The organism is Mediterraneibacter catenae (genome assembly GCF_008691045.1).
GTDB lineage: Bacteria > Bacillota > Clostridia > Lachnospirales > Lachnospiraceae > Mediterraneibacter > Mediterraneibacter ornithocaccae.
Window position 1 is genome coordinate 90,222 of the sequence record NZ_VMSO01000007.1, and the last position, 26,797, is coordinate 117,018.

24 protein-coding genes are annotated in these 26,797 nt (G+C 48.5%); 2 read left to right on the forward strand and 22 right to left on the reverse strand.

Annotated features, from left to right (window positions below):
- From rbfA to gpr, 10 genes are all read right to left on the reverse strand, one after another.
- Nucleotides 1-375, reverse strand: a complete 375-nt coding sequence (gene rbfA / locus FNY66_RS07245; RefSeq protein ID WP_087150493.1) for a 30S ribosome-binding factor RbfA — start codon at nt 373-375, stop codon at nt 1-3.
- 21 nt (nt 376-396) lie between these two features.
- Nucleotides 397-3,240 carry a translation initiation factor IF-2 gene (gene infB / locus FNY66_RS07250; RefSeq protein ID WP_087150494.1) on the reverse strand — a complete coding sequence of 948 codons (2,844 nt, stop codon included), beginning with the start codon at nt 3,238-3,240 and terminating at the stop codon, nt 397-399.
- Between the two features lie 14 nt (nt 3,241-3,254).
- Nucleotides 3,255-3,536 carry a L7Ae/L30e/S12e/Gadd45 family ribosomal protein gene (locus tag FNY66_RS07255; protein ID WP_229409469.1) on the reverse strand — a complete coding sequence of 94 codons (282 nt, stop codon included), beginning with the start codon at nt 3,534-3,536 and terminating at the stop codon, nt 3,255-3,257.
- A 25-nt stretch (nt 3,537-3,561) separates the two neighbouring features.
- Nucleotides 3,562-3,843, reverse strand: coding sequence for an RNase P modulator RnpM (gene rnpM, locus FNY66_RS07260; RefSeq protein ID WP_150310716.1), 282 nt, complete (start codon nt 3,841-3,843; stop codon nt 3,562-3,564).
- A 28-nt stretch (nt 3,844-3,871) separates the two neighbouring features.
- A complete protein-coding gene (gene nusA, locus FNY66_RS07265) occupies nt 3,872-5,131 on the reverse strand; it encodes a transcription termination factor NusA (protein ID WP_087150497.1) in 1,260 nt (419 codons plus the stop codon).
- A gap of 22 nt (nt 5,132-5,153) precedes the next feature.
- Nucleotides 5,154-5,621, reverse strand: a complete 468-nt coding sequence (locus FNY66_RS07270) for a ribosome maturation factor RimP (protein ID WP_150310717.1) — start codon at nt 5,619-5,621, stop codon at nt 5,154-5,156.
- A gap of 179 nt (nt 5,622-5,800) precedes the next feature.
- A complete protein-coding gene (locus FNY66_RS07275) occupies nt 5,801-8,044 on the reverse strand; it encodes a DNA gyrase/topoisomerase IV subunit A (protein WP_150310718.1) in 2,244 nt (747 codons plus the stop codon).
- Between the two features lie 15 nt (nt 8,045-8,059).
- The gene (locus tag FNY66_RS07280) at nt 8,060-9,982 is read right to left on the reverse strand and encodes a DNA gyrase/topoisomerase IV subunit B (RefSeq protein WP_150310719.1); all 1,923 of its coding nucleotides are present in this window, start codon (nt 9,980-9,982) and stop codon (nt 8,060-8,062) included.
- A gap of 173 nt (nt 9,983-10,155) precedes the next feature.
- A complete protein-coding gene (gene spoIIP / locus FNY66_RS07285) occupies nt 10,156-11,343 on the reverse strand; it encodes a stage II sporulation protein P (RefSeq protein ID WP_150310720.1) in 1,188 nt (395 codons plus the stop codon).
- Between the two features lie 111 nt (nt 11,344-11,454).
- Nucleotides 11,455-12,426, reverse strand: coding sequence for a GPR endopeptidase (gene gpr / locus FNY66_RS07290; protein WP_150310721.1), 972 nt, complete (start codon nt 12,424-12,426; stop codon nt 11,455-11,457).
- A 184-nt stretch (nt 12,427-12,610) separates the two neighbouring features.
- Between gpr and rpsT the strand changes: the two genes are divergently transcribed.
- On the forward strand, nt 12,611-12,874 hold the full coding sequence (gene rpsT / locus FNY66_RS07295) for a 30S ribosomal protein S20 (protein ID WP_087150502.1): 264 nt from the start codon (nt 12,611-12,613) through the stop codon (nt 12,872-12,874).
- A gap of 56 nt (nt 12,875-12,930) precedes the next feature.
- Here the strand turns inward: rpsT and FNY66_RS07300 are convergent, their stop codons facing one another.
- The 11 genes from FNY66_RS07300 to FNY66_RS15475 form a co-directional block, all read right to left on the reverse strand.
- The gene (locus tag FNY66_RS07300; protein WP_229409470.1) at nt 12,931-14,286 is read right to left on the reverse strand and encodes an MATE family efflux transporter; all 1,356 of its coding nucleotides are present in this window, start codon (nt 14,284-14,286) and stop codon (nt 12,931-12,933) included.
- 228 nt (nt 14,287-14,514) lie between these two features.
- The gene (gene ilvC, locus FNY66_RS07305) at nt 14,515-15,534 is read right to left on the reverse strand and encodes a ketol-acid reductoisomerase (protein ID WP_087150503.1); all 1,020 of its coding nucleotides are present in this window, start codon (nt 15,532-15,534) and stop codon (nt 14,515-14,517) included.
- A gap of 28 nt (nt 15,535-15,562) precedes the next feature.
- Entirely contained in the window at nt 15,563-16,060 is a 498-nt protein-coding gene (gene ilvN / locus FNY66_RS07310) for an acetolactate synthase small subunit (RefSeq protein WP_087150504.1), read from the reverse strand.
- A gap of 125 nt (nt 16,061-16,185) precedes the next feature.
- Nucleotides 16,186-18,024: an ABC-F family ATP-binding cassette domain-containing protein gene (locus FNY66_RS07315; RefSeq protein ID WP_150310722.1), complete on the reverse strand. Its 1,839-nt coding sequence runs from the start codon at nt 18,022-18,024 to the stop codon at nt 16,186-16,188.
- Nucleotides 18,025-18,117: 93 nt separating this feature from the next.
- Entirely contained in the window at nt 18,118-18,798 is a 681-nt protein-coding gene (locus FNY66_RS07320; RefSeq protein WP_150310723.1) for a PD-(D/E)XK nuclease family transposase, read from the reverse strand.
- A gap of 209 nt (nt 18,799-19,007) precedes the next feature.
- Nucleotides 19,008-20,489 (reverse strand): ABC transporter permease, encoded by a 1,482-nt coding sequence (locus tag FNY66_RS07325; RefSeq protein WP_087150507.1) that lies wholly within the window; start codon nt 20,487-20,489, stop codon nt 19,008-19,010.
- 16 nt (nt 20,490-20,505) lie between these two features.
- Nucleotides 20,506-21,738, reverse strand: coding sequence for a DUF6070 family protein (locus FNY66_RS07330; RefSeq protein WP_150310724.1), 1,233 nt, complete (start codon nt 21,736-21,738; stop codon nt 20,506-20,508).
- 88 nt (nt 21,739-21,826) lie between these two features.
- On the reverse strand, nt 21,827-22,885 hold the full coding sequence (locus FNY66_RS07335; protein WP_087150509.1) for a lysylphosphatidylglycerol synthase transmembrane domain-containing protein: 1,059 nt from the start codon (nt 22,883-22,885) through the stop codon (nt 21,827-21,829).
- Nucleotides 22,882-23,517 carry a hypothetical protein gene (locus tag FNY66_RS07340; protein ID WP_229409467.1) on the reverse strand — a complete coding sequence of 212 codons (636 nt, stop codon included), beginning with the start codon at nt 23,515-23,517 and terminating at the stop codon, nt 22,882-22,884. Before FNY66_RS07340 ends, FNY66_RS07335 begins: the two co-directional genes overlap by 4 nt.
- A 62-nt stretch (nt 23,518-23,579) precedes the next feature.
- Nucleotides 23,580-24,620, reverse strand: a complete 1,041-nt coding sequence (locus FNY66_RS07345; protein WP_150310750.1) for a glycosyltransferase family 2 protein — start codon at nt 24,618-24,620, stop codon at nt 23,580-23,582.
- A 173-nt stretch (nt 24,621-24,793) separates the two neighbouring features.
- A complete protein-coding gene (locus FNY66_RS15475; RefSeq protein WP_162607864.1) occupies nt 24,794-24,949 on the reverse strand; it encodes a hypothetical protein in 156 nt (51 codons plus the stop codon).
- A 241-nt stretch (nt 24,950-25,190) separates the two neighbouring features.
- Here FNY66_RS15475 and FNY66_RS07350 point away from each other — a divergent pair, with 241 nt between their 5' ends.
- Nucleotides 25,191-26,012, forward strand: coding sequence for a hypothetical protein (locus tag FNY66_RS07350; protein ID WP_150310725.1), 822 nt, complete (start codon nt 25,191-25,193; stop codon nt 26,010-26,012).
- 3 nt (nt 26,013-26,015) lie between these two features.
- Here FNY66_RS07350 and FNY66_RS07355 read toward each other — a convergent pair whose 3' ends face one another.
- Nucleotides 26,016-26,750: a tyrosine-type recombinase/integrase gene (locus FNY66_RS07355; protein WP_190324806.1), complete on the reverse strand. Its 735-nt coding sequence runs from the start codon at nt 26,748-26,750 to the stop codon at nt 26,016-26,018.
- Between the last annotated feature and the right edge of the window lie 47 nt (nt 26,751-26,797).

The following is a 26,797-nucleotide window of genomic DNA, read 5'->3' on the forward strand; positions in this document are numbered from 1 at the left end:
CTATTCCTCAGCTCCATTATCCAAATCTCTGGTTACTTCGTCTATCTTCTTACTGATATTCACTCCGTATTCGATAGACTGGTCCACTATGAACCGGATCTCCGGGGTGTTGCGCATATTGATCGTATGTGCCAGCTCGCGGCGGATATAGCCCTCCGCACTCTGCAGGCCCCTGATCGTGTCCTGCTGGGCTTTTTCATCCCCCAGGACACTGATATATGCCTTACATGTCTTTAAGTCCGGAGCAACTTCCACAGCTACCACGGAAGTCATCGGCGCAACCCTCGGATCTTTGATCCCGCTGCGTATGATGTTGCTCAGTTCCCGCTGGACCTCAGCGTTTACACGTGTATTTTTAATACTGTTTTTTCTCATTGCCGCTCCTTTTGTGGAGAGTTATTTTCTCTCTATCTCAACCATCTTATATGCTTCTACGTTGTCTCCTTCTTTGATGTCGTTATAATTCTCAAACACAAAGCCGCACTCATAACCGGCTCTAACTTCCTTGACATCATCTTTAAATCTCTTCAGGGATGCCAGCGGTCCGTCAAATACAACGATACCGTCGCGGATCAGGCGTACAGAACAGTTTCTCTCAAAGATACCGTCCTGTACGTAAGCTCCCGCGATTGTTCCTACGCCGGACGCCTTGAATGTCTGACGCACCTCTGCGTGACCAAGGATCTTCTCCTCAAACACCGGATCCAGCATACCTTTCATGGCAGCCTCTACGTCTTCTATCGCATTGTAGATGACTCTGTACAGTCTGACATCCACGCCCTCACGCTCGGCAATATCTTTCGCCGTAGCATCCGGACGGACGTTGAATCCGATGATGATCGCATTGGATGCAGACGCAAGGATCACATCCGACTCATTGATCGCACCTACGCCGCCGTGGATCACCTTGATCACTACTTCGTCGTTGGTAAGTTTCAGCAAGCTCTGCTTCATCGCCTCCACAGATCCCTGTACATCCGCTTTGACCACGATATTGAGTTCTTTAAGGTTTCCTTCCTGGATCTGGCTGAACAGATCGTCAAGAGACATCCTTGATTTTGTCTCTTCCAGAAGTTTCACTTTATTCTGTGCGATAAATGTCTCTGCAAAGCTTCTCGCTTCCTTTTCAGACTCGCATCCTACAAATACTTCTCCGGCGTTCGGCACTTCGTTCAGTCCGAGAATTTCCACCGGCTGGGACGGCCCTGCCTCTTTGACGCGTCTTCCCTTGTCATCCATCATGGCACGGACACGTCCGTGTGCACTTCCTGCCGCAATGGCATCTCCTACATGGAGTGTTCCTTTCTGTACAAGTACGGTTGCCACAGAACCTTTACCTTTGTCAAGCTCTGCCTCGATAACAAGACCTCTCGCAGCGCGGTTCGGGTTAGCTTTCAGCTCCATCACCTCTGCAGTGAGCAGAATCATCTCAAGCAGTTCCGGAATCCCTTCCTTCGTATGAGCAGATACCGGCACGAATACAGTGCTTCCGCCCCAGTCCTCGGGGATAAGTTCATATTCTGTGAGTTCCTGTTTTACTCTCTCGATATTTGCTCCCGGCTTGTCGATCTTGTTGATCGCCACTATGATCTCTACTCCGGCTGCCTTTGCATGGTTGATTGCCTCAACAGTCTGCGGCATCACGCCATCGTCCGCAGCAACTACAAGGATTGCAATATCAGTGGAGCTTGCGCCTCTCATTCGCATTGCAGTAAACGCCTCATGTCCGGGAGTATCAAGGAACGTGATTTTCTCCCCATTGATCTCTACTACATAGGCACCGATATGCTGTGTAATACCGCCGGCCTCACGATCTGTTACATTTGTATGGCGTATTGCGTCGAGCAGGGAAGTCTTACCATGGTCTACGTGTCCCATAACACAGACAACCGGAGGACGTTTCACCATCAGGCTTTCATCTTCCTCGTCCTCTTTAAGAAGTTCCTCGATCACATCGACAACCTCCTCCTTCTCACAGAGGACATCAAAGTCCAGTGCGATCTCTTCGGCAGTCTCATAATCAATTTCCTGATTAACTGTCACGACTTTCCCCTGGAGGAACAGCTTCTTGACGATCACGGACGGAACAACTTTCATCTTGTCGGCAAGTTCTTTGATCGTAAGGACTTCCGGAATAACAATCTGTTTGATCTTCTCTTCCTTTTTCTCCTCTTTCGGCTGCGGTCTCTTAGCCTCTGCAACCTGTTTCTGCTTTCTGCCTTTTCTTCCTTTGCCCTCGAATGCCTCGTCTCTGTATTCTTTCTTCTTATTATCTCTCTCTTTATCTTTGGCCTTGTTTCTCTGGCTCTTCTGCTGCTCCATAACCGGAGTGCTCATATCATCCCTGCGGGAATCTCTGCGATCCGGACGCGGACCCTGTCCGCCGTTTCTCTGATCGCGTCCTCCCCTCTCCGGGCGACCCTGACGTCCGCCGTTTCCGTTACCGAAGGAACGACCGTTCTGGCCTCTGTCTCCTCTCGGCTGACGGTCACCGCCCTGTCTGTCTCCTCTTGCCGGACGGTCAGATGAATTCCTGTTATCTCTTCCTTCGCCCTGACGTGTTCCATGTGATGCGTGCTCTGCCCGCGCCGGCCTCTCTGTTGACTGTCTTCCCTCAGAAGTCTGGCGGCCAGTCTGAGCCGGTCTCTCTGTGCGTGCCGGACGCTCTGTGCGTGTCTGGCGTTCTCCTGCCGGTCTTGCCTCTGCTGCAGGGCGCTCTGTCCGCGCCGGTCTCTCCGTCTGTACCGGGCGCTCAGCCTGTGTCTGTACCGGATGCTCTGCAGGTCTCTTCTCTACTGCAGGACGTGCCCCCTGGGCAGGACGCTCCGGACGTGCCGGTCTCTCTCCTGCCGGGCGTGCTCCATGCGCCGGGCGTGTTCCCGCCTGAGCGTTACGCGCTCCCTGCTGGCCCGGGCGTCCCTGGCGCTGTGCCGGACGGCTGCCCTGGATCCTGCTGCTGTTCTTGGAATTCTGCGGGCGGATTACAAACGCCAGATTTTTCTTCTTCGGCGCTGCAGACTCTGCCTGCTCTGCCGTTTTTCCGGCAGCCTTTTCCTCTTCGCCGGAAGTCTTCTTTTCTCCTTTTGAAGAGACCTCACTGCGGATCTCCTCAGCTATATTATCTTCGATCGTGCTCATATGATTCTTAATCTCCACATTTTTCTTCTGAAGAATATCTACAAGTTCTTTATTGTCCATCCCCAGCTCTCTGGCCAGTTCATGTACCCTCATTTTCGTCATATTTACTACCTCCTTTATGCAATATCCTCTCGATCTTTAAGCTCTTTTAGAATCCCGTCTGCAAATCCTTCGTCCAATATCGCCAGAGATGCACGGAATTCTTTTCCCATTGCATGCCCTAAGGTATCTTTATCTCCGTAAATACAAATTGGAACTTTGTAAAATTTACACATATCCCGAAATTTCTTCTTCGTGTTCTCTGATGCATCTGATGCGATGATCACAAGATGTGCGCGTCCTGACTTCGTCTCGCTCTCTGTCATCATCTCGCCGCTCGCGCATCTTCCTGCTTTCATTGCGAGTCCGATCAGGGACAGGACTTTATCCTTCTTTCTCAATCTCGCCCATCTCCTTTTCCAGCCTGTCGTATACTTCCTGCGGGATCTCCTGTTTGAAAGACCGCTCCAGCCCCCTCGACTTCACCGCGTTCTGAAAGCAGCTGAGCGAACGGCACAGATAAGCGCCTCTGCCGTTTTTCTTTCCGGCTGCATCCACAACGAACTCGCCGTTCTCGGTCTTCAGTATACGCATCAGTTCCTTCTTCGGTTTCATTTCACCACATCCTACACATTTTCTCATAGGAATCTTCTTCTTTACCGCCAAATAATCCACTCCTTCAGATCATATACTGTTATTTATCCGTCTCGACGAATTCGATCTCCTCCGGCTCTTCTGCGCTGTAGTCATCATAGTCTTCTGCATATCCGTCATTCTCGCCGTAAGCGCCGTCTTCATACTCATCGTAGGCACCGTCTTCATATGCGCCCTCTTCATACTCGTCTTCGTAATCTCCGGTATATCCTTCTTCGCCCATGAGACCCATCTGTTCCATATAATTCTCCGGAAGATCTCCTGCTTCGATTGCCTGGGTCTCGCTCTTGATGTCGATCTTATATCCTGTAAGTCTTGCCGCAAGACGCGCATTCTGTCCTTCTTTTCCGATCGCAAGAGAAAGCTGATAATCAGGAACGATTACATTAGCCACTTTTTCTTCAGGGTCAGCCATAACCGAAATTACCTTTGCCGGACTCAGCGCATTCTCGATCAGAAGCGCCGGGTTCTCATCCCAGTTGATAATATCGATCTTTTCTCCGCGCAGCTCCTGAACGACAGCATTGACTCTCGCTCCATTCATTCCGACGCAGGCACCCACCGGATCCACATTCGGATCGTTGGACCATACAGCCATCTTCGTACGCGATCCGGCCTCACGTGCAATGCTCTTGATCTCTACTGTCCCGTCTCTTACTTCGGCAACTTCAGCCTCAAAGAGTCGTTTCACGAGCTCCGGATGTGTACGGGACACTAGGATCTTCGGTCCCCTCGGTGTATTCTTGACCTCTACTACGTACAGCTTGATGCGGTCCGTCGGCTTGAACACCTCGCCTTTAACCTGTTCATTCTCTGTCAGCATAGCGTCGGCTCTTCCGAGGTTGATGCTGATATTCTTGCCAACATAGCGCTGGACAATACCGGTAACGATATCTTTCTCTTTCTCAAAATACTGGTCAAAAACAACTTTTCTTTCTTCTTCTCTGATTTTCTGCAAGATCAGGTTCTTTGCATTCTGCGTAGCGATACGTCCGAACTCTTTTGACTGCACCGGAATCTGGGCAATATCTCCGGCCTGAAGTGCGGAGTCGATCTTCTCTGCCTCCTCCAGGCTGATCTCCAGCGCCGGATTCGTCACTTCCTCAACTACTTTTTTCTCTGCGTACACGGCATAATCACATGTCTCGCGGTCCATGATCACCTTAATATTCTCTGCCGTACCGAAATGATTTTTACATGCGCTGATCAGAGAATTCTCAATTGCATCCATCATTACATCTTTGCTGATGTTCTTCTCTTTCTCAAGGATTGTCAATGCTTCCATTAACTCTGTGTTCATCTCTCTGTTTCCTCCTAAATAATTAAAAATCCAAAGCCAGACGGATCAGGGCTATGTCTGCCCGGTCAAATGTCTGTTCCGTATCATCTTCATACGCGATCGTAACCGTATTTTCATCATATTTCTTAAGGATCCCGGTAAATTCTTTCTGGCGGTCGATCGCCCGGTAAGTCCGGATCTCAACTTCCTCGCCGAGGCTTCTGGCAAAATCCTTCTCCTTTTTCAGCGGCCTGCCAAGTCCCGGTGAACTCACCTCAAACACATAGGAATCCTCGATATAATCCTTCTCATCCAGAATGTCTGAGAATCTCCGGCTGACCGCCTCACAGTCGTCCACGGTGATCCCGCCCGGTTTGTCAATATAGGCGCGCAGATACCAGGTGCCGCCTTCCCTGACATATTCTACATCCACAAGTTCAAACTCAAGCTCCGAGACGATCGGTTCTAAGAGCTGCTCCGTTTTCTGTTCATATTCTTCTCTTCTCGACACGCTATACTTCCTTTCTGTTACACCGTGCTTCTGCGGCATCGTGGTGCTTCTGCAATATTTTTCACACCAACAAAGAAGAGTGAACTTTCGTTCACTCTTCTGCCGGGTTCCTTATGTAACTATTGGTAAGTATACCACCAGTTTTCTCAGAATGCAAGGGCTGAAATAAAAAAATACAACTATCCCCTGTACTTAGTGCCTGCGCCGTCACGTTTCGCCTGTTTGAGACGGTTCAAAGTAACTTCTTTTTCATTATATAATATCTTCGTCTCTGTTCCCTCTTCAAAGAGATACACTTCCTCCAGCTCATCTTTCTTCTGGAGCCGTATCCCGCGAACTCCCACAGCGGCCTTCTTTTTCACCGGGATATCCGCTGCCGGGAACTTCAGGAAGTATCCGTTCTTCGTCCGGAGTACGGCATTCTGGAGGTCGTTTACTACTTTGACCGCAATGAGGGAATCTCCATCCTGCAGTTTTGTAGCTGCGATCGTCCTCTTCGTCACCTGGAACTCTGTCCCTTCCACTTTCTTGATCATCCCCTGTGCGGTCGCAAACATCAGATACGCAAACCGCATTTGCTCTGCATCGCAGACCATGATGATCTGTTCCTCACTTGTGGAGTAATTGCTGATATTATCGATCGGAGTTCCTTTGTCACGGAATCTTCCGTGCGGCACATCCGGCACTTTGACCTGATGCATTTTACCGGTGTCGGTAAAGATGCACAGCCTTCCGGTATTCATACAGTGCACGACATATTTATTCTCACTGTCTGCCGCCTCTTTATTCCTCTCATAGACAGATATGTCCACCGTCTTTGCATATCCGAAACGATCCATGAGGAAGACGACTTCCTGCTCTTCGATCTTCTTCTCCTCGAACACGGCCTCTTCCGCATTCTCGATGACCGTGCGGCGTTTACGTCCATATTCCTTCTTGAACGCATCCAGTTCTTCCATGATCACGCCTGCCATGGAATCATAATTATTGAGTATATCCTCATAGCGGGCGATATTTTTAAGTGTCTGCTCGTGCTCTGCCCTGAGCGCTTCGATCTCGAGTCCGATCAGACGGTAGAGGCGCATCTCCAGGATCGCCGTCGCCTGACGCTCGGTAAACCGGAGCAGAGCAGCCATCTTCTTCGAGATATTGGACTTAAATCTGATATTATCAGTGATACCATGCACGAGGCAGGCTCTCGCATCTTTCACCGATTTACTTCCCCTCAGGATCTCAATGATCAGATCGATCACATCGCAAGCCTTGATCAGACCTTCCTGCACCTCACTCTTCTCCTTCTCTTTCGTAAGGAGCGTCTGATACTTGCGGGTCGCAAGCTCAAACTGGAAGTCTACATGGTGCTCTATGATCTTCTTAAGTCCCAGCGTCTCAGGCCTTCCGTCCGCCACAGCGAGCATGTTCACGCCAAATGTATCCTCGAGACGTGTCTTCTTGTAGAGCATGTTCTTTAAGTTCTCTACATCCGCCCCCTTCTTCAGTTCCAGCACAATGCGTATTCCTTCTTTTGAGGACTGGTTGGATATATCTACGATATCTGTCGTCTTCTTCGTCTCCACCAGATTTGCCACATCATTTAAGAATTTACTGATGCCGGTACCGATCATCGTATAGGGGATCTCGCTGATCACGAGCTGTTTCTTCCCGCCTTTTAAATCCTCAACCTCAACTTTGCCACGGATCTTGATCTTGCCCTGGCCGGTCTCGTAGATATTCAGCAGGTCATCCTTGTTGACCACGATGCCTCCGGTCGGGAAGTCAGGACCCTTGATGTACTTCATGAGCTGTTTTGTACTGATGGCGTCATTCTTCATATATGCCTTGACCGCATCGATCACTTCGCCCAGGTTGTGAGTAGGAATGCTGGTCGCCATGCCGACCGCAATACCTTCCGCGCCGTTTACGAGAAGGTTCGGCACCCGCACAGGAAGTACAAGGGGTTCCTTCTCTGTCTCGTCAAAGTTCGGTCCGAAATCGATGACATTTTTATCCAGATCCGCCAGACAGACTTCCTGAGTGAACTTCGTAAGTCTCGCCTCGGTATAACGCATGGCAGCAGCCCCGTCACCCTCGATGGATCCGAAATTACCGTGTCCGTCCACAAGGATCTGCCCTTTTTTAAACTCCTGTGCCATGACGACCAGAGCCTCGTAGATGGAGCTGTCGCCGTGGGGGTGATATTTACCCATCGTATCTCCCACGATACGGGCACATTTCCTGTAGGGCCTGTCATAACGTATCCCCAGTTCGTACATATCATAGAGAGTACGTCTCTGAACCGGTTTTAAACCATCCCGCACATCCGGAAGAGCGCGGGCGATGATCACGCTCATAGCGTAATCGATATATGACTTCTTCATAAGGTCGGAATATTCCGTCCTTATGATCTGTGATTCACTGTTCATGTTCTCTCTCCTTCATCAGATATCCAGTTCCGCTTCGGTCGCATTCTCATAGATAAAGGCACGGCGCGGCGGGACTTCCGTTCCCATGAGCATCTCCGTCACACTGGAAGCCATCCTCGCATCCTCGATCTCCACGAGTTTGAGCAGGCGCCTCTCGGGATCCAGAGTCGTCTCCCAGAGCTGCTCCGCGTCCATCTCACCCAGACCTTTGTACCGCTGCAGCGTAAACGGACCGGTGTGCGTCTTCCTGTATTTTTCCAGCGCCTTGTCGTCGTAGAGGTACTCCTCCTCCCCGTTCTTCGGCATCGCTTTATAGAGCGGCGGCATGGCGATATACACATGTCCCTCGTAAATGAGTTCCGGCATAAACCGGTAAAACAACGTCAGGAGCAGCGTGGAGATATGGGCGCCGTCCACATCCGCATCCGCCATGATGATGATCTTGTCATAGCGCAGCTTCGTGATATCAAAATCATTGCCATATCCTTCAGAAAATCCGCAGCCGAACGCATTGATCATTGTCTTGATCTCCGCATTTGCAAGGATCTTGTCAATGCTCGCCTTCTCCACATTCAGGATCTTTCCCCTGATCGGAAGGATCGCCTGGAAATTCCGGTCTCTCGCTGTCTTCGCAGAACCGCCCGCGGAATCTCCCTCCACGATAAAGATCTCGCATTTCTTCGGATCCCGGCTCTCACAGTTGGCAAGCTTGCCATTGCTGTCAAAAGAATACTTCTGCTTTGTGAGCAGATTCGTCTTTGCCTTTTCCTCTGTCTTACGGATCTTAGCCGCTTTCTCCGCACTGGAGAGGACGGATTTGAGCGTGTCCAGATTTCGGTCAAAATACCGTACGATCTCATCTCCTGTCACCTTGCTCACTGCCTTTGAAGCGTCAGGGTTGTCCAGTTTCGTCTTCGTCTGTCCTTCGAATCTCGGATCCGGATGCTTGATGGAGACAATGGCAGTCATGCCGTTTCTGATATCTGCGCCGGTAAAATTCGCGTCCTTTTCTTTTAATATGCCAAGTTCTCTCGCGTACTGGTTCATGACCGTGGTGAAGGTCGTCTTAAATCCCGTCAGATGTGTTCCGCCTTCTGAATTGTAGATATTATTACAGAATCCGAGTACATTCTCGTGGAATTCATTCACATACTGAAGCGCCACTTCCACCTCAATGCCGTCTGCGGTTCCTTTGAAATAGACCGGGTCGTGGAGCGTCTCTTTCTTCTTATTCAGATCACGGATAAACCCGAGGATTCCGTCCGGCTCATGATATTCAATGTGCTCCGGCTCATCCAGTCGTTTATCGTCGAAAACGATCTTAAGGTTCGGGTTCAGATATGCCGTTTCATGAAGCCTGCTCTTCACCTCATCTGCGCGAAATCTCGTCTTCTCAAATATCGTGTCATCCGGAAGGAAATTCACGGTTGTTCCGGTCTTCCTTGTCTTTCCGATCTTCGGCAGCAGGCCGTTCTCCAGTTCGATCACCGGGATTCCTCTCTCATACCGGTCATGATGGATGTAACCGTCCTTGCTGATCTTCACATCCATATATGTAGAAAGAGCATTCACGACAGATGAGCCCACACCGTGCAGACCACCGCTCGTCTTGTACGCGGAATCATCAAACTTCCCCCCCGCATGGAGCGTCGTGTAGACAAGTCGTGCCGCAGAAACACCTTTTTCATGCATATCTACCGGAACACCGCGCCCGTTGTCCGACACTGTCGCCGATCCGTCCTTCTCCAAAGTGACATGGATCTCCGAACAGAATCCGGCCAGATGCTCATCTACCGCATTGTCCACGATCTCGTAGATCAGATGATTGAGTCCCTTTGTAGAGACACTTCCGATATACATTCCCGGACGTTTGCGGACAGCCTCCAGGCCTTCCAGCACAGCTATACTGCCGGCATCATATGTATTCTTATCCGCCATTTACATTCTCCTTTTCCTATCCGCCTTCCTGTACGGGTCAAAGTCCTGAACTCTTACCCTGAATGAACGGCGAAAGCCTCGTTCTTTTCTTTATCCTGCGCGAGCGCAGAACAGTCCATTAGATAATATAGCACCAGTCCCTGCGGTTTTCAAGCAGAAAAGCAAGGCGGTCCCTATTCGCCCGTGAGTACATCTTCAAGCATATCAGCCAGAACTTCCATGGCATTCATCATCTCTTCCACGGTGTTCGTCTGTGCCCCTGCCTCTACAAGAAGAGACTTGGGCATAAGGTGAAGATTATACCGGTACGCTCTCAGATAGATATGTCGGACAAAACCGGGATAGTTCTCTTCGGCGTTTATCTGCATCTGAAGGGAAAACGCAAGGTTATCCTGTATATACGGATTCGGCAGATAATCGATATTGCCGTTTGTCCGTGACCGGCTTAAGCCGTTGAAGAACATGATCTTCGCCGTCGGCTTCCCATTGATCTCCGTGACGAGGCGGGTACCCTCCGCCACGCCGTCTCTGTGCAGATCGATCAGTACTTCTACAGTGGGATTTTCTTCCAGTATCTTTTCCACCGCGGCTCCGGCATATTCATATGCATTGCTCCGGTCAAGCTTGCCGTTTATAATATCATAGACTCCTGTATCATGGATCGTCTCGATTCCCCTCTTATTTAAGAGTTCTGTCAGATACTCTCCCACGCCTACAATGCTTGTTGCAGTATCCCCGGGCGTCGAATCTGCAAATTCTTCCTGGGAATGTGTATGATAGATCAGCACTTTCGGGCCATCTGTACTAGTATCGATCTTCATGCTCCGCCCCAGAAGATCGTCAGCATTAAGCTGATCTGAGCCGATCATGGTAGAGCTGTCCACTGTATAGAAATTGCTCAGCAGATATTCAAAATCTCTCAATTTTTTGATCGATGTGTCAACCGTCGGAGAGACCGCAGCTGTATCCGCCTCGGATTCATCGGGCTCTCCGATCAGATTCCCGTTTTCATCCACCGCATTTTCATCATTTGCCTGGGCTTCCAGAATCTTTGCAAGTGTTTCTTCATCTTCTATGGACGAATCATAGGTCTCATGGTCTTCTGCATAGCTTATGAGGGGAATCCATGCCAGCGCTTTCTCTCTTATCCACTCCCCCGGCCCTTTTCCCGGCGTCCGGTTCACCCATGTCAGTACCGGCATATACATTTCCTGTGAGGTGTTCAGAATCTGTTTCTGAAGATGGTATATCCATCCACCCCCGTCTTCCGCCAGACCGGTACAGATAAGAAATACAATAAAAAGAACGGCAGATGCTGCCGTACCTGCCTGTCTTAAATTTCTCCTGACTGATCTTTTCATTCTGCGACAGCATCCCCTTCTTAACGTTTTCCTGAAACTGCAAGATGACATGGTAAAGGATCATACTTTTACCGTTTGCCCCGACTTCATTGTATGCTTGCTGAGCGGAAGTTATGCCTGTTCAGAAAACAACATGTTCAGCGCTTCGGAAATTGTATGACTGATGTGATGTATCATCTCATCTACATCTTTCGGCGTTACAAACATGCCATTTAAGTGAGGGGCTATCAGTTCTTTAACAAACTCATATTTCTCACCGGCATTATAGGATCGCAGTACTTCTCCTACTCCTTTTAATGAATCCGACGTCTCCAGCGCAGCAATGAAATTTTCCATCGTATCATTTACAATCGTGGCCGCATCCACCACCGTCGGGACGCCGATCCCGATAACAGGAACCCCCAGCGTCTCTTCCGTGAGCCCGCTGCGGTGATTCCCGACACCGGAGCCGGGATGGATTCCCGTATCTGCTATCTGCACAGTACGGTTCAATCGCTTGCTGTTGCGCGCGGCAAGTGCATCCACTGCAATGACCAGATCGGGATGTATCTCGTTTACAATGCCGCGGACGATCTCCGTGCTCTCCATCCCTGTCTGGCCCATGACTCCCGGTACTATTGCGCTGATCAGATTGGCATGATCCACGCCCATAGCATATTTACCGTATTCCTTTACAATGTGTCTCGTCACTGACAGGTGATCCGCCACATATGGACCGAGTGCATCCGGCGTCACGTTTCTGTTTCCCAGTCCGACAACAAGAACAGAGAGATCGTCCTTTTCCTCCGTATTCTTTCTGATCAGCTCCCCGATATATCCGCACAGTCTGGCTGAAATATTCATATGTGTCTCCTCATCCGGAATCGCCAGATTCGGCGTCTCCAGAGTCAGATATGTTCCCACCGGTTTTCCCATTGCTTTTGCCCCGTTTTCTGTCCGGATCTCAACCCTGGTAACCTTAAGCTCCTGTTCCTCATCATAATCTTCCTCCAGCACCACTCCCTGGATTTCAACATCGTCCGATTCAAACCGCTCCTTTTCCTCTAAGGCAAGGTCTGTCCTCACACTGTAATTTCTTAACATAGCCCATCCTCACTTTTCCTTGTGCTGTTACTATATTTCGCAATATTTCTGAAAATATGTATTGACAACCTCTGTTGGTTGGCATAAAATAAATGAGTATGTTTCAGCGGAACGTCCGTGTCCGAATCTGCTGGGATACATGATCTACATTTGAAATTTCATGTTATATTTGGAGGTGTACAGATTGGCTAACATTAAGTCTGCTAAGAAAAGAATTTTAGTAAACGAGACAAAGGCTGCAAGAAACAAAGCAATCAAGTCTAAAGTTAAGACTGCTGTCAAAAAAGTTGACGCTGCAGTTGCTGCTAAAGACGCAGAGGCTGCTAAGACTGCCCTGCATGCAGCGATCGTAGAGATTTCCAAAGCAGGAAGCAAAGGTGTTTATCACAAAAAGACTGTTTCCAGAAAAATCTCTCGTCTGTCTAAAGCTGTAGACAGCATTGCTTAATTAACATATAGAGTTTTCAAGGCATCCGCACCGTCAGGCGGATGCCTTTTTTAGTATCAATGCGGCTTTGCTAATGGCGCGGCTGAACTGTCTGTTCCCTTCTCCTTCAGTGTCGGCCATACCGTTACCAGCATTGTCACAAAGCACGCTGTGCCTCCGATCACATTCGAGACCGGCTCTGCCCAGAATACTCCGTCCGTTCCGAGCCCTCCGACCATCGGCAGCAGTATGGTGAGCGGCACAACAATGATCACTTTCCGGAACAGAGAAAAGAACACGGCCTGTTTTGGTCTGTTCAGAGCCACATAGGTGGACTGCCCTACAAACTGGAGCGCCATCATGAATATACCGCAGAAATAAATCTGCATCGCCGGGATGCCCTGTTCGATCAGATCTTTCTCCTGTGTGAACAAATGGAGGAAAAATCTCGGTTCCAGAAAAACAACCGCCCAGAGTATCAGAGAAAATATGATTCCCACCACTGTGATAAACTTGATCGCAGATTTCACTCTCCTGTAACATCCCGCGCCGTAATTATATCCCATTACCGGCTGTGCTCCGGAAGTCAGTCCATTAAGCGGCAGAGTCGCTATCTCCCTCACAGAATTGATCACTGTCATAATTCCCACATAAACATCCCCGCCATACCGCGCAAGGACCGCATTGCAGACGATCTGCACTGTTCCGTTCGTCACTGACATCACAAATCCGGAAGTCCCGAGAAACGTGATCTCTTTCACAACAGACGCCTGCAGTCTCATCGCGGCACGGTTCAGCCGGAAAAGCGCTTTCTTTCCTGTAAGGAATAAAAATACCCAGAGCGCAGATGCGCCCTGTGATATGACAGTTGCAATGGCTGCTCCCCGTACTCCCATATCAAAACCGAAGATCAGGATCGGATCGAGAATGATATTCATGACCGCTCCCAGAAGGACCGTCAGCATTCCCATTTTCCCAAACCCCTGTGCATTGATGAAATTGTTCATGCCAAGACTGACCATGACAAAAATTGTTCCCAGCAGATAAATCGTAATGTACTGATCCGCATACCCATACGTAGATTCACTCGCCCCGAACATGTACAGAAGAGGTTTTTTCACTGCAAAACAGAAGATCATGAGTACAGCGCCGGTCAGGAGCAGCATGGAAAAAGAGTTGCCCATTACAGTCTGCGCTCTCTTTTCCTGATGACCGCCCCGCGCGATCGAACAGAGCGGTGCTCCGCCCATCCCGAAGAGGTTGGCAAATGCCGATATGATCGTGATGATCGGAAGACAGAGCCCGATCCCGGTAAGTGCCTGTGCTGAAGCATGAGGAAGATGCCCGATATAGATACGGTCAACCACACTGTACAGCACATTGATCAGCTGCGCCAGCGTCATAGGTGCTGCAAGACTGAGGATATGCCGCACGACACTGCCCTTGCTGAAATCATTCTCATCTGACGGTTTTCTATTTTTATCTGTCCGGCCGGCTTCTGCCGCTGTATTTACCGCTTCCGGCAAAATACTCTCCCCCTTTCTCCCATCTTCCTTCACATCAATAACTATTCCTGCGTCAGATATATCAGATACAGATGACGAAACGCCCGGCAGATCTCTGCCGGGCGCCCCGCCGCTTACCTATTGTATGATCAAGTATTAGTTATTGATAAGTTTATCCTCATCACTCCAGCTGTACAGCTTTCTGATCTCTTCTCCGATCTTCTCTGACGGATGCTCAGCGGCAAGTTTTCTCATAGCACGGAAGTGTGCCTGACCGCCTGCCTCAGACATATCGAGAAGGAAGTCTTTTGCGAAAGTACCATCCTGGATATCGGAAAGGATCTTCTTCATCGCTTTCTTTGTATCCTCTGTGATGATCTTCGGTCCTGTTATGTAATCGCCATACTCTGCCGTATTGGAGATGGAGTATCTCATTCCTGCGAATCCTGACTGGTAGATCAGATCTACGATCAGCTTCATCTCGTGGATACACTCAAAGTATGCATTTCTCGGATCATATCCTGCCTCAACCAGAGTCTCGAAACCTGCCTGCATCAGGGCGCATACGCCGCCGCAGAGGACAGCCTGCTCGCCGAAGAGATCAGTCTCTGTCTCTGTTCTGAATGTAGTCTCGAGGATACCAGCTCTTGCTCCACCGATAGCGAGGCCATATGCCAGTGCTTTGTCAAGTGCTTTTCCTGTGTAGTCCTGCTCAACAGCTACCAGACACGGAGTACCTTTGCCTGCCTGATACTCGCTTCTTACTGTATGTCCCGGAGCCTTCGGAGCGATCATAGTAACATCTACGTTCTTCGGCGGTACGATCTGTCCGAAGTGGATGTTGAAGCCGTGCGCAAACATCAGCATGTTGCCCTCTTCCAGATTAGGCTCGATATCGTTCTTATATAAAGCAGCCTGCTTCTCATCGTTGATCAGGATCATAATGATATCGGCTTTCTTAGCTGCCTCGGCAGATGTATAAACTTCAAATCCCTGTGCCTCTGCTTTTGCCCATGATCTGCTTCCCTCATAGAGACCGATGATGACATTGCATCCTGACTCCTTTAAGTTCAGTGCATGTGCGTGTCCCTGGCTGCCGTAGCCGATGATCGCGATCGTCTTACCTTCCAGAAGGGAAAGATTACAATCTTCCTGATAATAAATTTTTGCTGCCATTTTGCATTCCTCCTAAAAATGATAAAAATTAAAAATATGCTACATCCTTGCTTCCTCTGGAAAGTCCCGTGATGCCGGTCCTTGCAAGTTCCAGTATCTCGTATCCTTTCAGAAGATTCAGGAATGCTTCCAGTTTACTCTGCGTTCCCGTGAGCTCCACGATCAGGGAATCTTCTTCCACATCGACGATCTTCGCCCTGAAAATATCAGCGACAGAGATGATCTCACCTCTCTGAGATGCATCGGCGCGAAGCTTGACCATGATCAGTTCACGACATACAGACTCTTCGTCCTTGAGTACTTTGATCGCAACCACATCTTCCAGTTTTCTGACCTGCTTCTCGATCTGCGAGAGAATCAGCTCGTCTCCGGAAGATACAACCGTGATGCGGGTGAATCTCGGATCTGCCGTCATACCTGCCGTGATACTGTCAATGCTGTACCCTCGGCGGCTGAACAATCCTGAGATCCGGCTCAGGACACCGGGATTATTGTCTACAAGTAATGAAAATACCTGTTTTCTCATCAATTTCTCTCCTTCCCGTCGCAAAAACAGATTGCACTCTGTTTTTATCTTTTATAATATTACCAAGTGTAATGTACTTTGTCAAGCAGGTTCATATACTTTTATGCCTTTTTATCAGCCAAGGCTCATTCCTGCCCGGCGATTTTTTCGGCGAGTTCATTCAGATACACCCACCGCTCCGTCTTTTCATCGAGAGCTTTCTGCGTCTCCTCCTGCTCTGCCAGCAGCTCTCTCAGCTTTACAGAGTTCGTCGCATTCGCTTCAATCTGACGTTCAATTGAAGAAATCTTCTCCTCAAGAGCAGCGATATCGTCATCTATCGTCTCATATTCCCGCTGTTCTTTATAAGTGAATTTCAGCTTTTTGGAATGCTGTTTCCAGTCCTTTGCGTCAGTTTTACTTTTCTCCGCCGCCTCTTCCTGATGCATGGCTGCTGCGCCGCCTGACCGGCAGATTCCGGCATTGCTGTTCTTACCATCTGCTTCGACGGCTTTCTCCCGCTGCTTTGCTGACAGATAATCTGTATAACCGCCCTCATACTGTTTTGCATGTCCGTTTCCGTCCAATTCAAAAATACGGTCCACCACATTGTCCAGAAAATATCTGTCATGGGAGACTGTGATCACGATCCCGTTAAAGGAGTTCAGATAATCCTCGAGGATCGTAAGCGTCGGGATATCCAGATTGTTTCCCGCCTCATCAAACAAAAGCACATTGGCGTTCTCCGCGAGGACTCCCAGCAGGTATAATCTGCGTTTTTCTCCTCCGGAGAGCTTTCCGATGGGGGCGTACTGCATATCCGGCGTAAAGAGGAACCGCTCAAGAAGCGCCGACGCACTGATCTTTCCGTCTGTTGTTGTGATATATTCCGCTATGTCTTTCACATAGTCAATGACGCGCTGGCTGTCGTCCATATGCTGCTCTTCCTGAGCAAAATATCCGATCTTAATGGTCTCCCCGATCTCGATATGTCCTGCGTCCGGCTCGACCAGACCTGCGATCATTTTGATCAAAGTGGATTTTCCGCATCCGTTCGGGCCGATGATGCCGAGGCGCTGATTTTTAAGGACAATATAGCTGAAATCCTCCAGAATCTTTTTCTCCCCGTAACTCTTGCTGATATGATGCAGTTCGATGGTCTTCTTCCCCATCCTCGTCTCCACGGAGCCAAGTCCCACTGTCTGATCCTGCACAGGCGCTTTTCCGTTTTTCAATGCTTCAAGCCGTTCAAGCCTCGCCTTCTGCTTCGTCGTTCTGGCACGGCACCCTCTTTTCGCCCACTCCAGTTCCATGCGGAGGACACTCTGCCTTTTCCTCTCTGTGGCCAGCTCCATCTCCTCCCTGGCTGCTTTGAGCTCAAGGAATCCGGAGTAATCCGCATCGTATCCGTACATCTTTCCCCGGCTGATCTCCAGGATCCGGCTGCATACTCTGTCGAGGAAATACCTGTCGTGGGTCACCATGAGGATCGTCCCCCGGTAGGAACGCAGATACTCCTCAAGCCAGCTGATCATCTCCTGGTCCAGATGGTTAGTCGGCTCGTCCAGAAGCAGCACGTCAAAGTCCTCAGAGAGCGTCTTTGCCAAAACGACACGTCTCTTCTGTCCGCCGGAGAGATGTTCGATCTTCTGGTCAAACTGTGTGATCCCCAGTTCCATCAGATTCGACTCCACCTGCCAGTCCTCGCCGTTCCCCTTTGAGAAAGCGTAGAAACGGATATCCGCGCCTTCGGGAAAGACCGGATTCTGCGGCACATAGGCGATCTTAAGCCCGTTCTGCCTTATGATCTGCCCCTCATCCGGTACTTCTTCCCCCGCGATCATCTTAAGTATCGTAGACTTTCCCGTGCCGTTGATACCTACTATACCGATCTTGTCCCCCTGCTGTACACCGAAAGACGCATCTTCATAGATGACCTTTTCGCCATAAATCTTGCTGATATGTTCTATATTGATGATATTCATAAAAAACTCCTCACAACTCTGCATTTAGAACTATTGTGCAGAGTTTGTGAGGAGTTGTCAAGTGCGGCTTTACGAACGCCGTGGAATGAACTGTTACTTTGCCTGTGCTGCTCCCTCAAGCCATTTCTTTACGATCGACACATTCTCTTCTACCACCTGTGCAATCTTTTCTGCCGGCATTCCCATACGGAATAAGTTGACCGCGGTTTTTTTATCGCTCTCGATACGTCCTTCTGAGCGCCCTTCCTGCCGTATTCTCTCCATAATCTCACACATAATCTCTGTTCCTCCTTCTTCCCGTTTCAGATATCGTACTCTCTTTGATAGTTCGCCTTCACTGTCGTCCTCTGGATCAGCGGTTTTGAAATATTGCATCAGCTTCGCAATTCTTGTACCGTCATCCACTTCCGTATTGACATAAATCACATGAGCGCCATCATCATGATCCAGTCCGGTTTCTTCAAAACACTTTTTTTCATGATAGATCGTCTTTCCGCTTTTCCATATATCAGAAGAACTGATATAGAAAATATACCGGTCTGGCAGTATACTGTAATCACTTCCTTTTCTGAGGAGCTCCGCATCCTCTACAGCTTCATAAAATCTTACACGTTTCGGATGATCTGTTTCGTCCCGATTCTCGATTTCAAGGTGGTAGATTTTTCCTCTTACATCCTCTGCAAGTACATCAAGCCTTGCTCCATGAGATATGATCCTTGAAATTACATACTGTGTTCTCACGTTTTTAACTGTCAGCTCACGATCTCCTGTCATTATCTGTAAAATATGCTGACACGCTTTTCTGTCGGAGAGTGCAACCGACATAAATACATCGTATCTGTTCTTTTCATCTCATCATTTCTCGGCTGCGATGATGAAAAACAATGATATTCCCTCTTGATATAAGTATCATAAACTGAGACAAGGAAAAAGTAAATACCAGGATTATTCAATGAGCTCGTTACATTTTTCACTTTCAACTTTTATAATGCACTGATCGTATCCACAATGGACATTTCATGGATCCTTCTGGAAGGCCCGCACACGGCTGCCGCGCCTGACAGTATCATCACGCCGATGATCACCACTACTGCCGTTGTCGGAAAATACCATGCATCACCCCATCTGAACGTAACCAGCATATCATATATCTTGTAGTTGAGCGGGAGGCCGGCGGCACATCCCGCGGCAATTCCCCAGAAGACATAAGTTGCAGTCTCCGCTGCCACCGTCCGTATCATCTGAGCGCTGCTCATGCCGATAGCACGCATGGCTCCGTATTCATTGATCCTTGCTGACACGCTCATAGCAATGCTGTTGATGATATTAAATATGGAGATCAGGGCAATCACCGCGAGGAAGCCATAGAGGAACAGGGCAAACGAATAATAAGCACCCCTCACCTCACTGTTGCCCATCCTGTAGTCCTCCACAGTAAAACCGTCGCCGGCCAGAGAACGGATCTCCTCCACATCCTGATCCGTCACATCTGCGGTGAACTGCACGTCAATCACCGAATACTGTCCAATGCCTGTCAACTCCTCAAAAAGATCCTCCGAACAGATAAACAGAACCGCCCCATCGGGCACATTGAACATATTTTCGGCAAGTGAACCGCATATTTCCACTGTCTCTGTTCCCGAAGGAAGCCCCAGTGTCATCTGTTCTCCCGGATCAAATGTCCGGTCCGGATCCATGTATACCGCCAGCACTCCGTTTCCGCTTACAGATCCCTCAAAAGAGCCATTTATCAGATCATCTTCTGCCCACCGAAACTGCTCCTCTTCGTAGGAGACCAGATAGACGGTAAATGATTCTCCGGAAACTTCTGCCGGTATATCACTGTAGTAACTCCTGCCGTACACCCTTTTTACCACCGGATTTTCTTTCAGTGTATCTGCAAGCTCCTTAGAAATACTGTTGTCATTGTCAGGAGTCTCAATGGAGAGATCCGGAGCCGACGGCTGCAGCGGTTTCAGCGCGTGGTTCATAAAGTCGATCGCAGGACTGAAGCTTAAGAACAGGATGATGCTGAACGCAAAAGATCCTGCCATAAGGATGAAGTTCTTCCGGCTGCCTGCAGCGTGGTGGACTCCCAACGCAGTCTCTATATGGAACATACGGGTATTGGCCGCCTTTCTCACAGCGCTGACAGTGCCGGCATTCCCGGAGACTGCGGTCAGCGGAGAGACTTTCGATGCCTTTTTTGCCGGAGAACGGGCTGCCAGTAGTACTGTGATAAAACCAATCAGCGCTCCTGCCGCAAGACCGATCGGGCTGATACCGACTGCAGGCATTCCCGCAAAATATGTCGGGCTTAAAAAGCGAAGCATGGCACAGAGTCCCCAGACAACGATAACGCTTAAGATCAGACCTGCCGGGATTGCGCTTTTGCACCATCCGAGAGCCTCCCGTCTGACAAACCGCCGGATCTGCTTCTGATCCGCCCCGAGACACCGGAGCATCCCGAAGAACTTCGTTTCACTCTCCGCACCGGTACTGGTAATCCGGGATCATGCCCGGTCTGTCCTCCAAAATATGATTTGACAGATACATTGCCTTTCCGTCATCCTGGATACGCATTGTGACTTCGTGTGTGTAAAAATCATCATTTCCTTTCTTCTCACACACCATATCCACTGTCAGCGTTATTGTTCCGTCTTCATTTTCCGTAATCCCTGTCACTTCCGGAACGGAAGTCCAGAAAGCGTTCGGGGCATAGTTGCCGACTCCAAGCCTTACCCAGTTGTATCTTTTATTCTCCGCATCATACGAGGCATATTCCCTCAGCTGTTCTGCTGTCACCGGCAGATATTCTGCCATCAAGCTCTCAAAATCATCCTGAGGGATCCCCTCGGAGCACTTATCAGCATCAATCTCTTTCCCGTATTCTAATTTGTAAAAATACTCATACAGTCCATTGTAATCGAGTCCTTCCATATTCTCCTCTGACCACTCCGAGCACAGCAGGTTATTTCCCTGATACCCGATCGGTTTGAGATACTTTGTCTGCATCTCGCGGTACTCTTCCTCAAGAGGTCTGATCCTCACCATCTCATAAGCATCAATGACCTCTGTAAGCTCCGGCGGCTGTGCAGTGCAGTATTCATAAGAGAACCATCCCTTCTCTGTATACTTCCACTCATTGATCCTGCTGTAGCTGCTTGTGCCGCATTCTGGTTCCATGGTGTCGGTCCATCTGCCTTTCGTATAGAGCGAGTACATGTCCTGCCCGTCAAAAGTAAACTTCTCTCTGGAAACCGTGCCGTCTGTATGGATTCTGTACAATACAGTTTCTGCCTCCTGTCCTTCTGACGCTTCTTTAAGGAACTGATCCATCACCTCGTAATTCAACATGTTCACGTCAGAACCACTGACCGCGGCCGGCACGCCTTCCTCTCCTATGCTCTTCTGCATATTTACCGCTGTATCCTGTGTAATGACCGCATTCACTGATGTCCCCTTTTCCGTATCTTCGTATATGGCACGGATCAATTCCATCATCTCTGTCAGATCTTCCTCTGCTTCTTCCTGCTGTGTGCTGTCAACCGGCAGATCATACCCCTGCTCATAGTCCTCTGCATGAGGCTGATCTCCCACAGCAGTCGGAGCATCCGTATCAGTATTGTCGGTGATCCGGCTGCATCCTCCCAAAACAGAGCACATAAGGACTGCCAATATAATCAAAAAACTTGTCCTGTTTTCCTTTTTCATAATCCTTCTCCGTAACAGAAAATATTATCATTCTAATCATATTACATTCGTAATATGATATTTTCTGTCCTTGTGTTTGTCAAGGATTTTATGCACGGACTGCCTTCGCCGTCTTTCTTCTGTCAAATACAAACCGGTTTATAAGGACAATCCCAAGGCTTACGATCAGCAGAAAATAGAAATTAATGCCTCTGCTCACTAGCATGGACGGGATCAGATAAGCTCCCGTAAATACATGAATAAACACCGTCTGATACATAAGCTCCGTGATGCCCTGCGCTCCGGGCAGAGGGAGCATATCCACCGCAATATACACTGCAGCCTGGAGAAGGATCACTTTCATGGCACTGGATCCCTCAAGGCCGAATCCCAAATAGACCATATAAGTCAGTACGAACACGCTGCATCGCTGCAAGAACGTCACGAAGAGTACGACAAGCAGGCTCCCCTTGTGTCCTTTAAGCCATGCAACAGCCTGCTGGTAGCTGTCAATAAAAGCATTGATCTTCTCCTCTCTCTTGTCCGACGGCTTCCATATCTTAAGCCGGATGAAAAGTCCCTCAAAGAGCAGCGCTGCCTTTAAGATAACCTTTGGGAACAGCATAACGCCAAGGATCAGGATTACAAGGATTACATTGAGCGCCAGCCCCAGAAGATACAGGAGAAAATAATTTCCCAGTTCCTGCCGGAGGGGATTGAGCCAGAATAAAAGGATTCCAAGCCCCATGATGACAAGAATAAATTTATAGGCCACTGCTACTGTCATGAGCACAACAGTGCTGTCCGATCCACGGTTTCCGTCTTTGTTCATATAATAGAGCTGTACCGGCTGTCCTCCTGTCGCCGATGGTGTAATGCCGGAATAGAAAAATCCAATAAATGAGTACTGGATGCACCTCGGCAGAGAGCTTGCTTTATATCCGTCTTTCTGTGCTTTCATAGAGCGGAGCAGATACCAGATCATGAATCCTTCCGCACTCACGAAAAATACTGCCAGCGCTATAGCAGGCACAAGATACCAGAATGACATGTTCATGATTGCCTGTCCGATCTCAGATAAATCTCTTCCACTGAACAGAGCATAAAATGTCAGCAGCATGATAACAAGAAATAAAGCGATTTGCAGCATCCTCTTTTTCATGCTCATAAGTTTACACCTCGTTTCAGGAAATTAATGATGTATGCTGCCCCTGCATATGCAGGCTGCATAAAGGAAAATGCAGGAAGGCGTTTTCTCTCTGTACGCCTGCGTCCCCCCGCTGTGAATTCATAAAGGCTTCCCTCGAATATCTTCTCCTTCTCTTCATATTCATAGAAATCTTTCGGAGTCACCAGTGAAAAGTGCTTGTCCCACCGACAAACTCCGGCCTGTTCCAGTAACCTGGCAAGATAGGACGAACATGTGTAGTGGTTCTTCTGATAGAACGGAATATTCATCAAGATAAACGGAAGTCCGAGGATGGTGTAATGATAGCTGAAACGCTGTTCCATCGCCCGGTACAGTTCCTGTTCAATATATTTCTTCTGCTCCGTTGTGCACCGGATTCTGCATATCATATAATCGGCATCCGGAAATGCACGGAGTATTTTATATTTATCTTCCTTCTCAAAACCTGCAATAAGAGGCACGGACGGGTGACGTCTGCCGATACTGTAAGTCTCTTCAAGATACGGATCCAGTGAAAGAGCCACATGGATATACTTCTGCTTTATCACACGTCGGATGATTCCGGCAAAAAAACCGGGCGTATCCACAAACGCTATGTAAATCTCTGCCATACTTTTTCTCCCCTTTTTGTACACCTGTTAAAACATCAGTCTTGCTTTTATTCTGCACAATACTACTGGAACTGGTAGATCTTTCTTGCGAAACGGTATCCGCTTACTGTCAGTTTCCCGCCGATCCTGCCCGGCAGATAAGTCAATCCGCTCAAAGTCGAGAACCGCAGCCGGAAATAGAGGGCTGAATTGTATGCACGTATCCTTTCCCACATATCCTTTCTCTTCTGTTCCGCCTCTGCCGTCTTTATTAACAGCAGATGTATCGACGAGATTGACAGCATGATAGATATATTCCGCGTCATATATGAAGCAAGCCTGGGATACTTTTTCTTTACTCCATTCAGATCTACTGATTTTGCTACAAGTTCCGTCACCCGGATCTGCTGGTCAATCCGTTTCATCAGCACTTTCTCGTTGACCGACTGATCTTCCCGTCCGAGATAATAGTGATAGAGATCGATATCCATGTAGTAGATGCTCTCTACATAAGGCAGCGGCTGATAAGAAAAAAGATTATCCACATAAAATGTATGTTCCGGAAGCTTTACTCCGGATTTTCTTAATATTTCCGTCCGGAACATGAGCGAATGCATGATCAGATACTGTGACGGGCGGAAATGTCCTATCGAATTCCAGTTACACATCTCCTCTGTCGGGAAAATATTGCGGTAGTCCATACTGCGTTTGGAGCCCTCGTCCAGATGGTCATACACGTAGTTGCATACGAAGAGATCCGGTATGTCATCTTCAAACTCCGCTCTTCCACCCCCGCAGAACTCCTTCACCCGTGCCAGCAATTTCCGGTATGCATCCCGGTCAAGCCAGTCATCCGAGTCTACTACTTTATAGTAAATGCCCCTGGCAAGCTCAAGTCCTTTGTTGACTCCTGAGCCGTGTCCGCCGTTCTCTTTATGAACCGCCCGGACAATATCCGGATAGGTAAGCTGATACTCGTCTGCTATCTGAGCTGTTCCGTCAGTGGAGCCGTCATTGATCAGAATAATCTCCACATCTTTCCCCCCTGTCAGAAGCGAATCAACACATCGCCTCATATAACTTTCCGAATTATAGCAGGGAACTGCAAATGTAATATACTTCATAAATACCCTCTCCTCATCTCTTTCATTACCTGTCTGCTGTTTCTGTGCCGGATACGTCTTTATCATCAGCCCGGCTCTTTTACAGATTTATCATACTTTAGTGTTCTTAAGATAACAGGAAGGTAATTCTTAAGATTTCTCAAAGATTTTTTAAACGATGTTAAAAGAGCCATTTATCTGTTAAATTTAAGCAATACCCTGTCTAAGGCCGACCACAGCCCTGATACAACAAACATAACAGCTCCGACCGGCACGATCACGACAATCAGAAATACAATCATAAGCCAGCCTAACATTCTCCCAAGCCGCCTTTTTGAATCCTTTTGCATTTTGTATTCCTCCTATTATGAACAGAATTTCCTCTTGCATATTTATAGTAGCAGACACCGTAAATATTCTTCCATTCAGACAGCTTACATTTTGCAGGGACGGTCTTACACTTTTGTAAGACAATTGGCCGGCATCAGTGTACAAAAATGAAATATTTTTAAAATTTCCCTGTGAAGCCTTGTGAATCTGTTGAAAACGCGCTACCATAAGAGGGATTTTTTGAGGAAAGAGAGGGATTCCATGAGTGATAAAAAGGAATTTTCTGATATATTTGATGATGATTTTGAAGTAACATATGAAGACGACAGCGGAATAACGTTAGATATCACTGACGCTTCCCGCACCTATGAACGCGGGAAACCAAGGGAAATGACCGGTTCTGACTTTGACACGGATTATGACGACGACTATTATGAAGATGATATCGACGACTATTACGATGAGGATGACAGTCACAAATCCACGTATGACGAAAGGAGACATAGAAAAAACGACCGTTCTGACAGAGAACCATCATCCGGACGCAGCTCATCCCGCCGCAAAAAAAGCCGCGGCGTTCCGCTGGCCGCACCGATCCGCAAAGGCGGGCGCACGCTCTCCCGGCTGGCTGCTGCACTCGTTCGTAGTCTCACAGCTATCCTGATCCTGGCGATCATGATATATGTTGGCTGGACTTTCTGGAGGGCGAGCACTCCTTACGGGGATATTATGGAAATGATACAGACGCGGAAGCCCACTATCACACTGGCGTCATATCTATGTGTGGCGGTGCTCTTCATCCTGTTTGAACTGATCTCACTTCTCTGGTCTATGACAAGGGTACGGGTAAGAAACGGCATCGACTCCTGGAAAGAAGACACTGGAAGGGGCATGTTCTCTTTCATCATCGTATTTGTCACCTCTTACCTTGCATTTCTGCTCAGCCCGCTCATACCGGAAGCTCCGGAAGCAGTATACGGCTTAAAAGGCGCACTGGATGTATATGGCTCCATGCACAACGTACTCTTCGGACTGTGCGCTGCGGGAGTCGTATCCTGTATCGTCCGTAAATATTTTGGCTGAGCACTACGGTTTCTCAATATGGATCTTCACAAGATCAGACGCATGTTTCTGCAGGTTGCCGCGATAGCCTGATCCGCGGTATCTGCGGATCTGCTGTTCTGTCCTTCCCATCTGTCTGGCAGCCTGTCCGTCTGTAGCGCCATAAGCAAACAGATTGAATGCACAGCTGTTTCTCACTGCCTGAGCACTGTAATTCCGGATTCCTGCAAGAGCACAGTATTTCTTCATCATACGGCTGATATACATCGTATTGAGTGGGCGCCTGCTGCGATTATAAAAAAGTGTGTCACAAACCTCCCTTTGACCCATATATTCCTTCAGGATACTCCATGCGTCATCCGGTATATAACAGGGCTCCTCCCTGCAGGACAGCATCACATAGATTCCATCATCAAATTCAATAAAATCATTCTCTCCCGATATTCTGATGATCTCAGTAGAAGTCATCCCGGCCCGGTACATCAGAACAAGGATCGTGTAGGCCATCATGTCATCTGACGCGGCCTTGAGAAGGGCATCCATATCTTCCACCGGAACAGAACCTGCAAGCGCCGACTCTTTTGTCATTGTCTTCAGATACGGATAGAAAAAATCATCTTCTCTTTCCGGCAGATATCCTCCATTCTCCATCAGAAATGAAGCAAATGAATGAAGCTCCCGGAATTTCTTTGTCAGTGTGATCCGACTGAGTCTTCCGCCCTTAACCTGCTCACACATCCTGTCGTAATATCTCTTCACATCTTCACTTCCGCATTCTATGAACACTTTTCCTGTTATGCGGCAGA

What these genes read in the sequence shown, in the direction of transcription:
- FNY66_RS15475 (WP_162607864.1), bottom strand. Translation starts at nt 24,949, where the DNA reads ATGCAAAAGGATTCAAAAAGGCGGCTTGGGAGAATGTTAGGCTGGCTT.
- rbfA (WP_087150493.1), bottom strand. Translation starts at nt 375, where the DNA reads ATGAGAAAAAACAGTATTAAAAATACACGTGTAAACGCTGAGGTCCAG.
- FNY66_RS07255 (WP_229409469.1), bottom strand. Translation starts at nt 3,536, where the DNA reads ATGAAAGCAGGAAGATGCGCGAGCGGCGAGATGATGACAGAGAGCGAG.
- FNY66_RS07350 (WP_150310725.1), top strand. Translation starts at nt 25,191, where the DNA reads ATGAGTGATAAAAAGGAATTTTCTGATATATTTGATGATGATTTTGAA.
- spoIIP (WP_150310720.1), bottom strand. Translation starts at nt 11,343, where the DNA reads ATGAAAAGATCAGTCAGGAGAAATTTAAGACAGGCAGGTACGGCAGCA.
- ilvC (WP_087150503.1), bottom strand. Translation starts at nt 15,534, where the DNA reads ATGGCAGCAAAAATTTATTATCAGGAAGATTGTAATCTTTCCCTTCTG.
- FNY66_RS07330 (WP_150310724.1), bottom strand. Translation starts at nt 21,738, where the DNA reads ATGAAAAAGGAAAACAGGACAAGTTTTTTGATTATATTGGCAGTCCTT.
- FNY66_RS07280 (WP_150310719.1), bottom strand. Translation starts at nt 9,982, where the DNA reads ATGGCGGATAAGAATACATATGATGCCGGCAGTATAGCTGTGCTGGAA.
- gpr (WP_150310721.1), bottom strand. Translation starts at nt 12,426, where the DNA reads ATGTTAAGAAATTACAGTGTGAGGACAGACCTTGCCTTAGAGGAAAAG.
- FNY66_RS07345 (WP_150310750.1), bottom strand. Translation starts at nt 24,620, where the DNA reads ATGAAGTATATTACATTTGCAGTTCCCTGCTATAATTCGGAAAGTTAT.
- FNY66_RS07335 (WP_087150509.1), bottom strand. Translation starts at nt 22,885, where the DNA reads ATGAGCATGAAAAAGAGGATGCTGCAAATCGCTTTATTTCTTGTTATC.
- ilvN (WP_087150504.1), bottom strand. Translation starts at nt 16,060, where the DNA reads ATGAGAAAACAGGTATTTTCATTACTTGTAGACAATAATCCCGGTGTC.
- FNY66_RS07275 (WP_150310718.1), bottom strand. Translation starts at nt 8,044, where the DNA reads ATGAACAGTGAATCACAGATCATAAGGACGGAATATTCCGACCTTATG.
- infB (WP_087150494.1), bottom strand. Translation starts at nt 3,240, where the DNA reads ATGACGAAAATGAGGGTACATGAACTGGCCAGAGAGCTGGGGATGGAC.
- FNY66_RS07320 (WP_150310723.1), bottom strand. Translation starts at nt 18,798, where the DNA reads ATGACAGGAGATCGTGAGCTGACAGTTAAAAACGTGAGAACACAGTAT.
- nusA (WP_087150497.1), bottom strand. Translation starts at nt 5,131, where the DNA reads ATGAACACAGAGTTAATGGAAGCATTGACAATCCTTGAGAAAGAGAAG.
- FNY66_RS07315 (WP_150310722.1), bottom strand. Translation starts at nt 18,024, where the DNA reads ATGAATATCATCAATATAGAACATATCAGCAAGATTTATGGCGAAAAG.
- FNY66_RS07340 (WP_229409467.1), bottom strand. Translation starts at nt 23,517, where the DNA reads ATGGCAGAGATTTACATAGCGTTTGTGGATACGCCCGGTTTTTTTGCC.
- FNY66_RS07325 (WP_087150507.1), bottom strand. Translation starts at nt 20,489, where the DNA reads ATGCTCCGGTGTCTCGGGGCGGATCAGAAGCAGATCCGGCGGTTTGTC.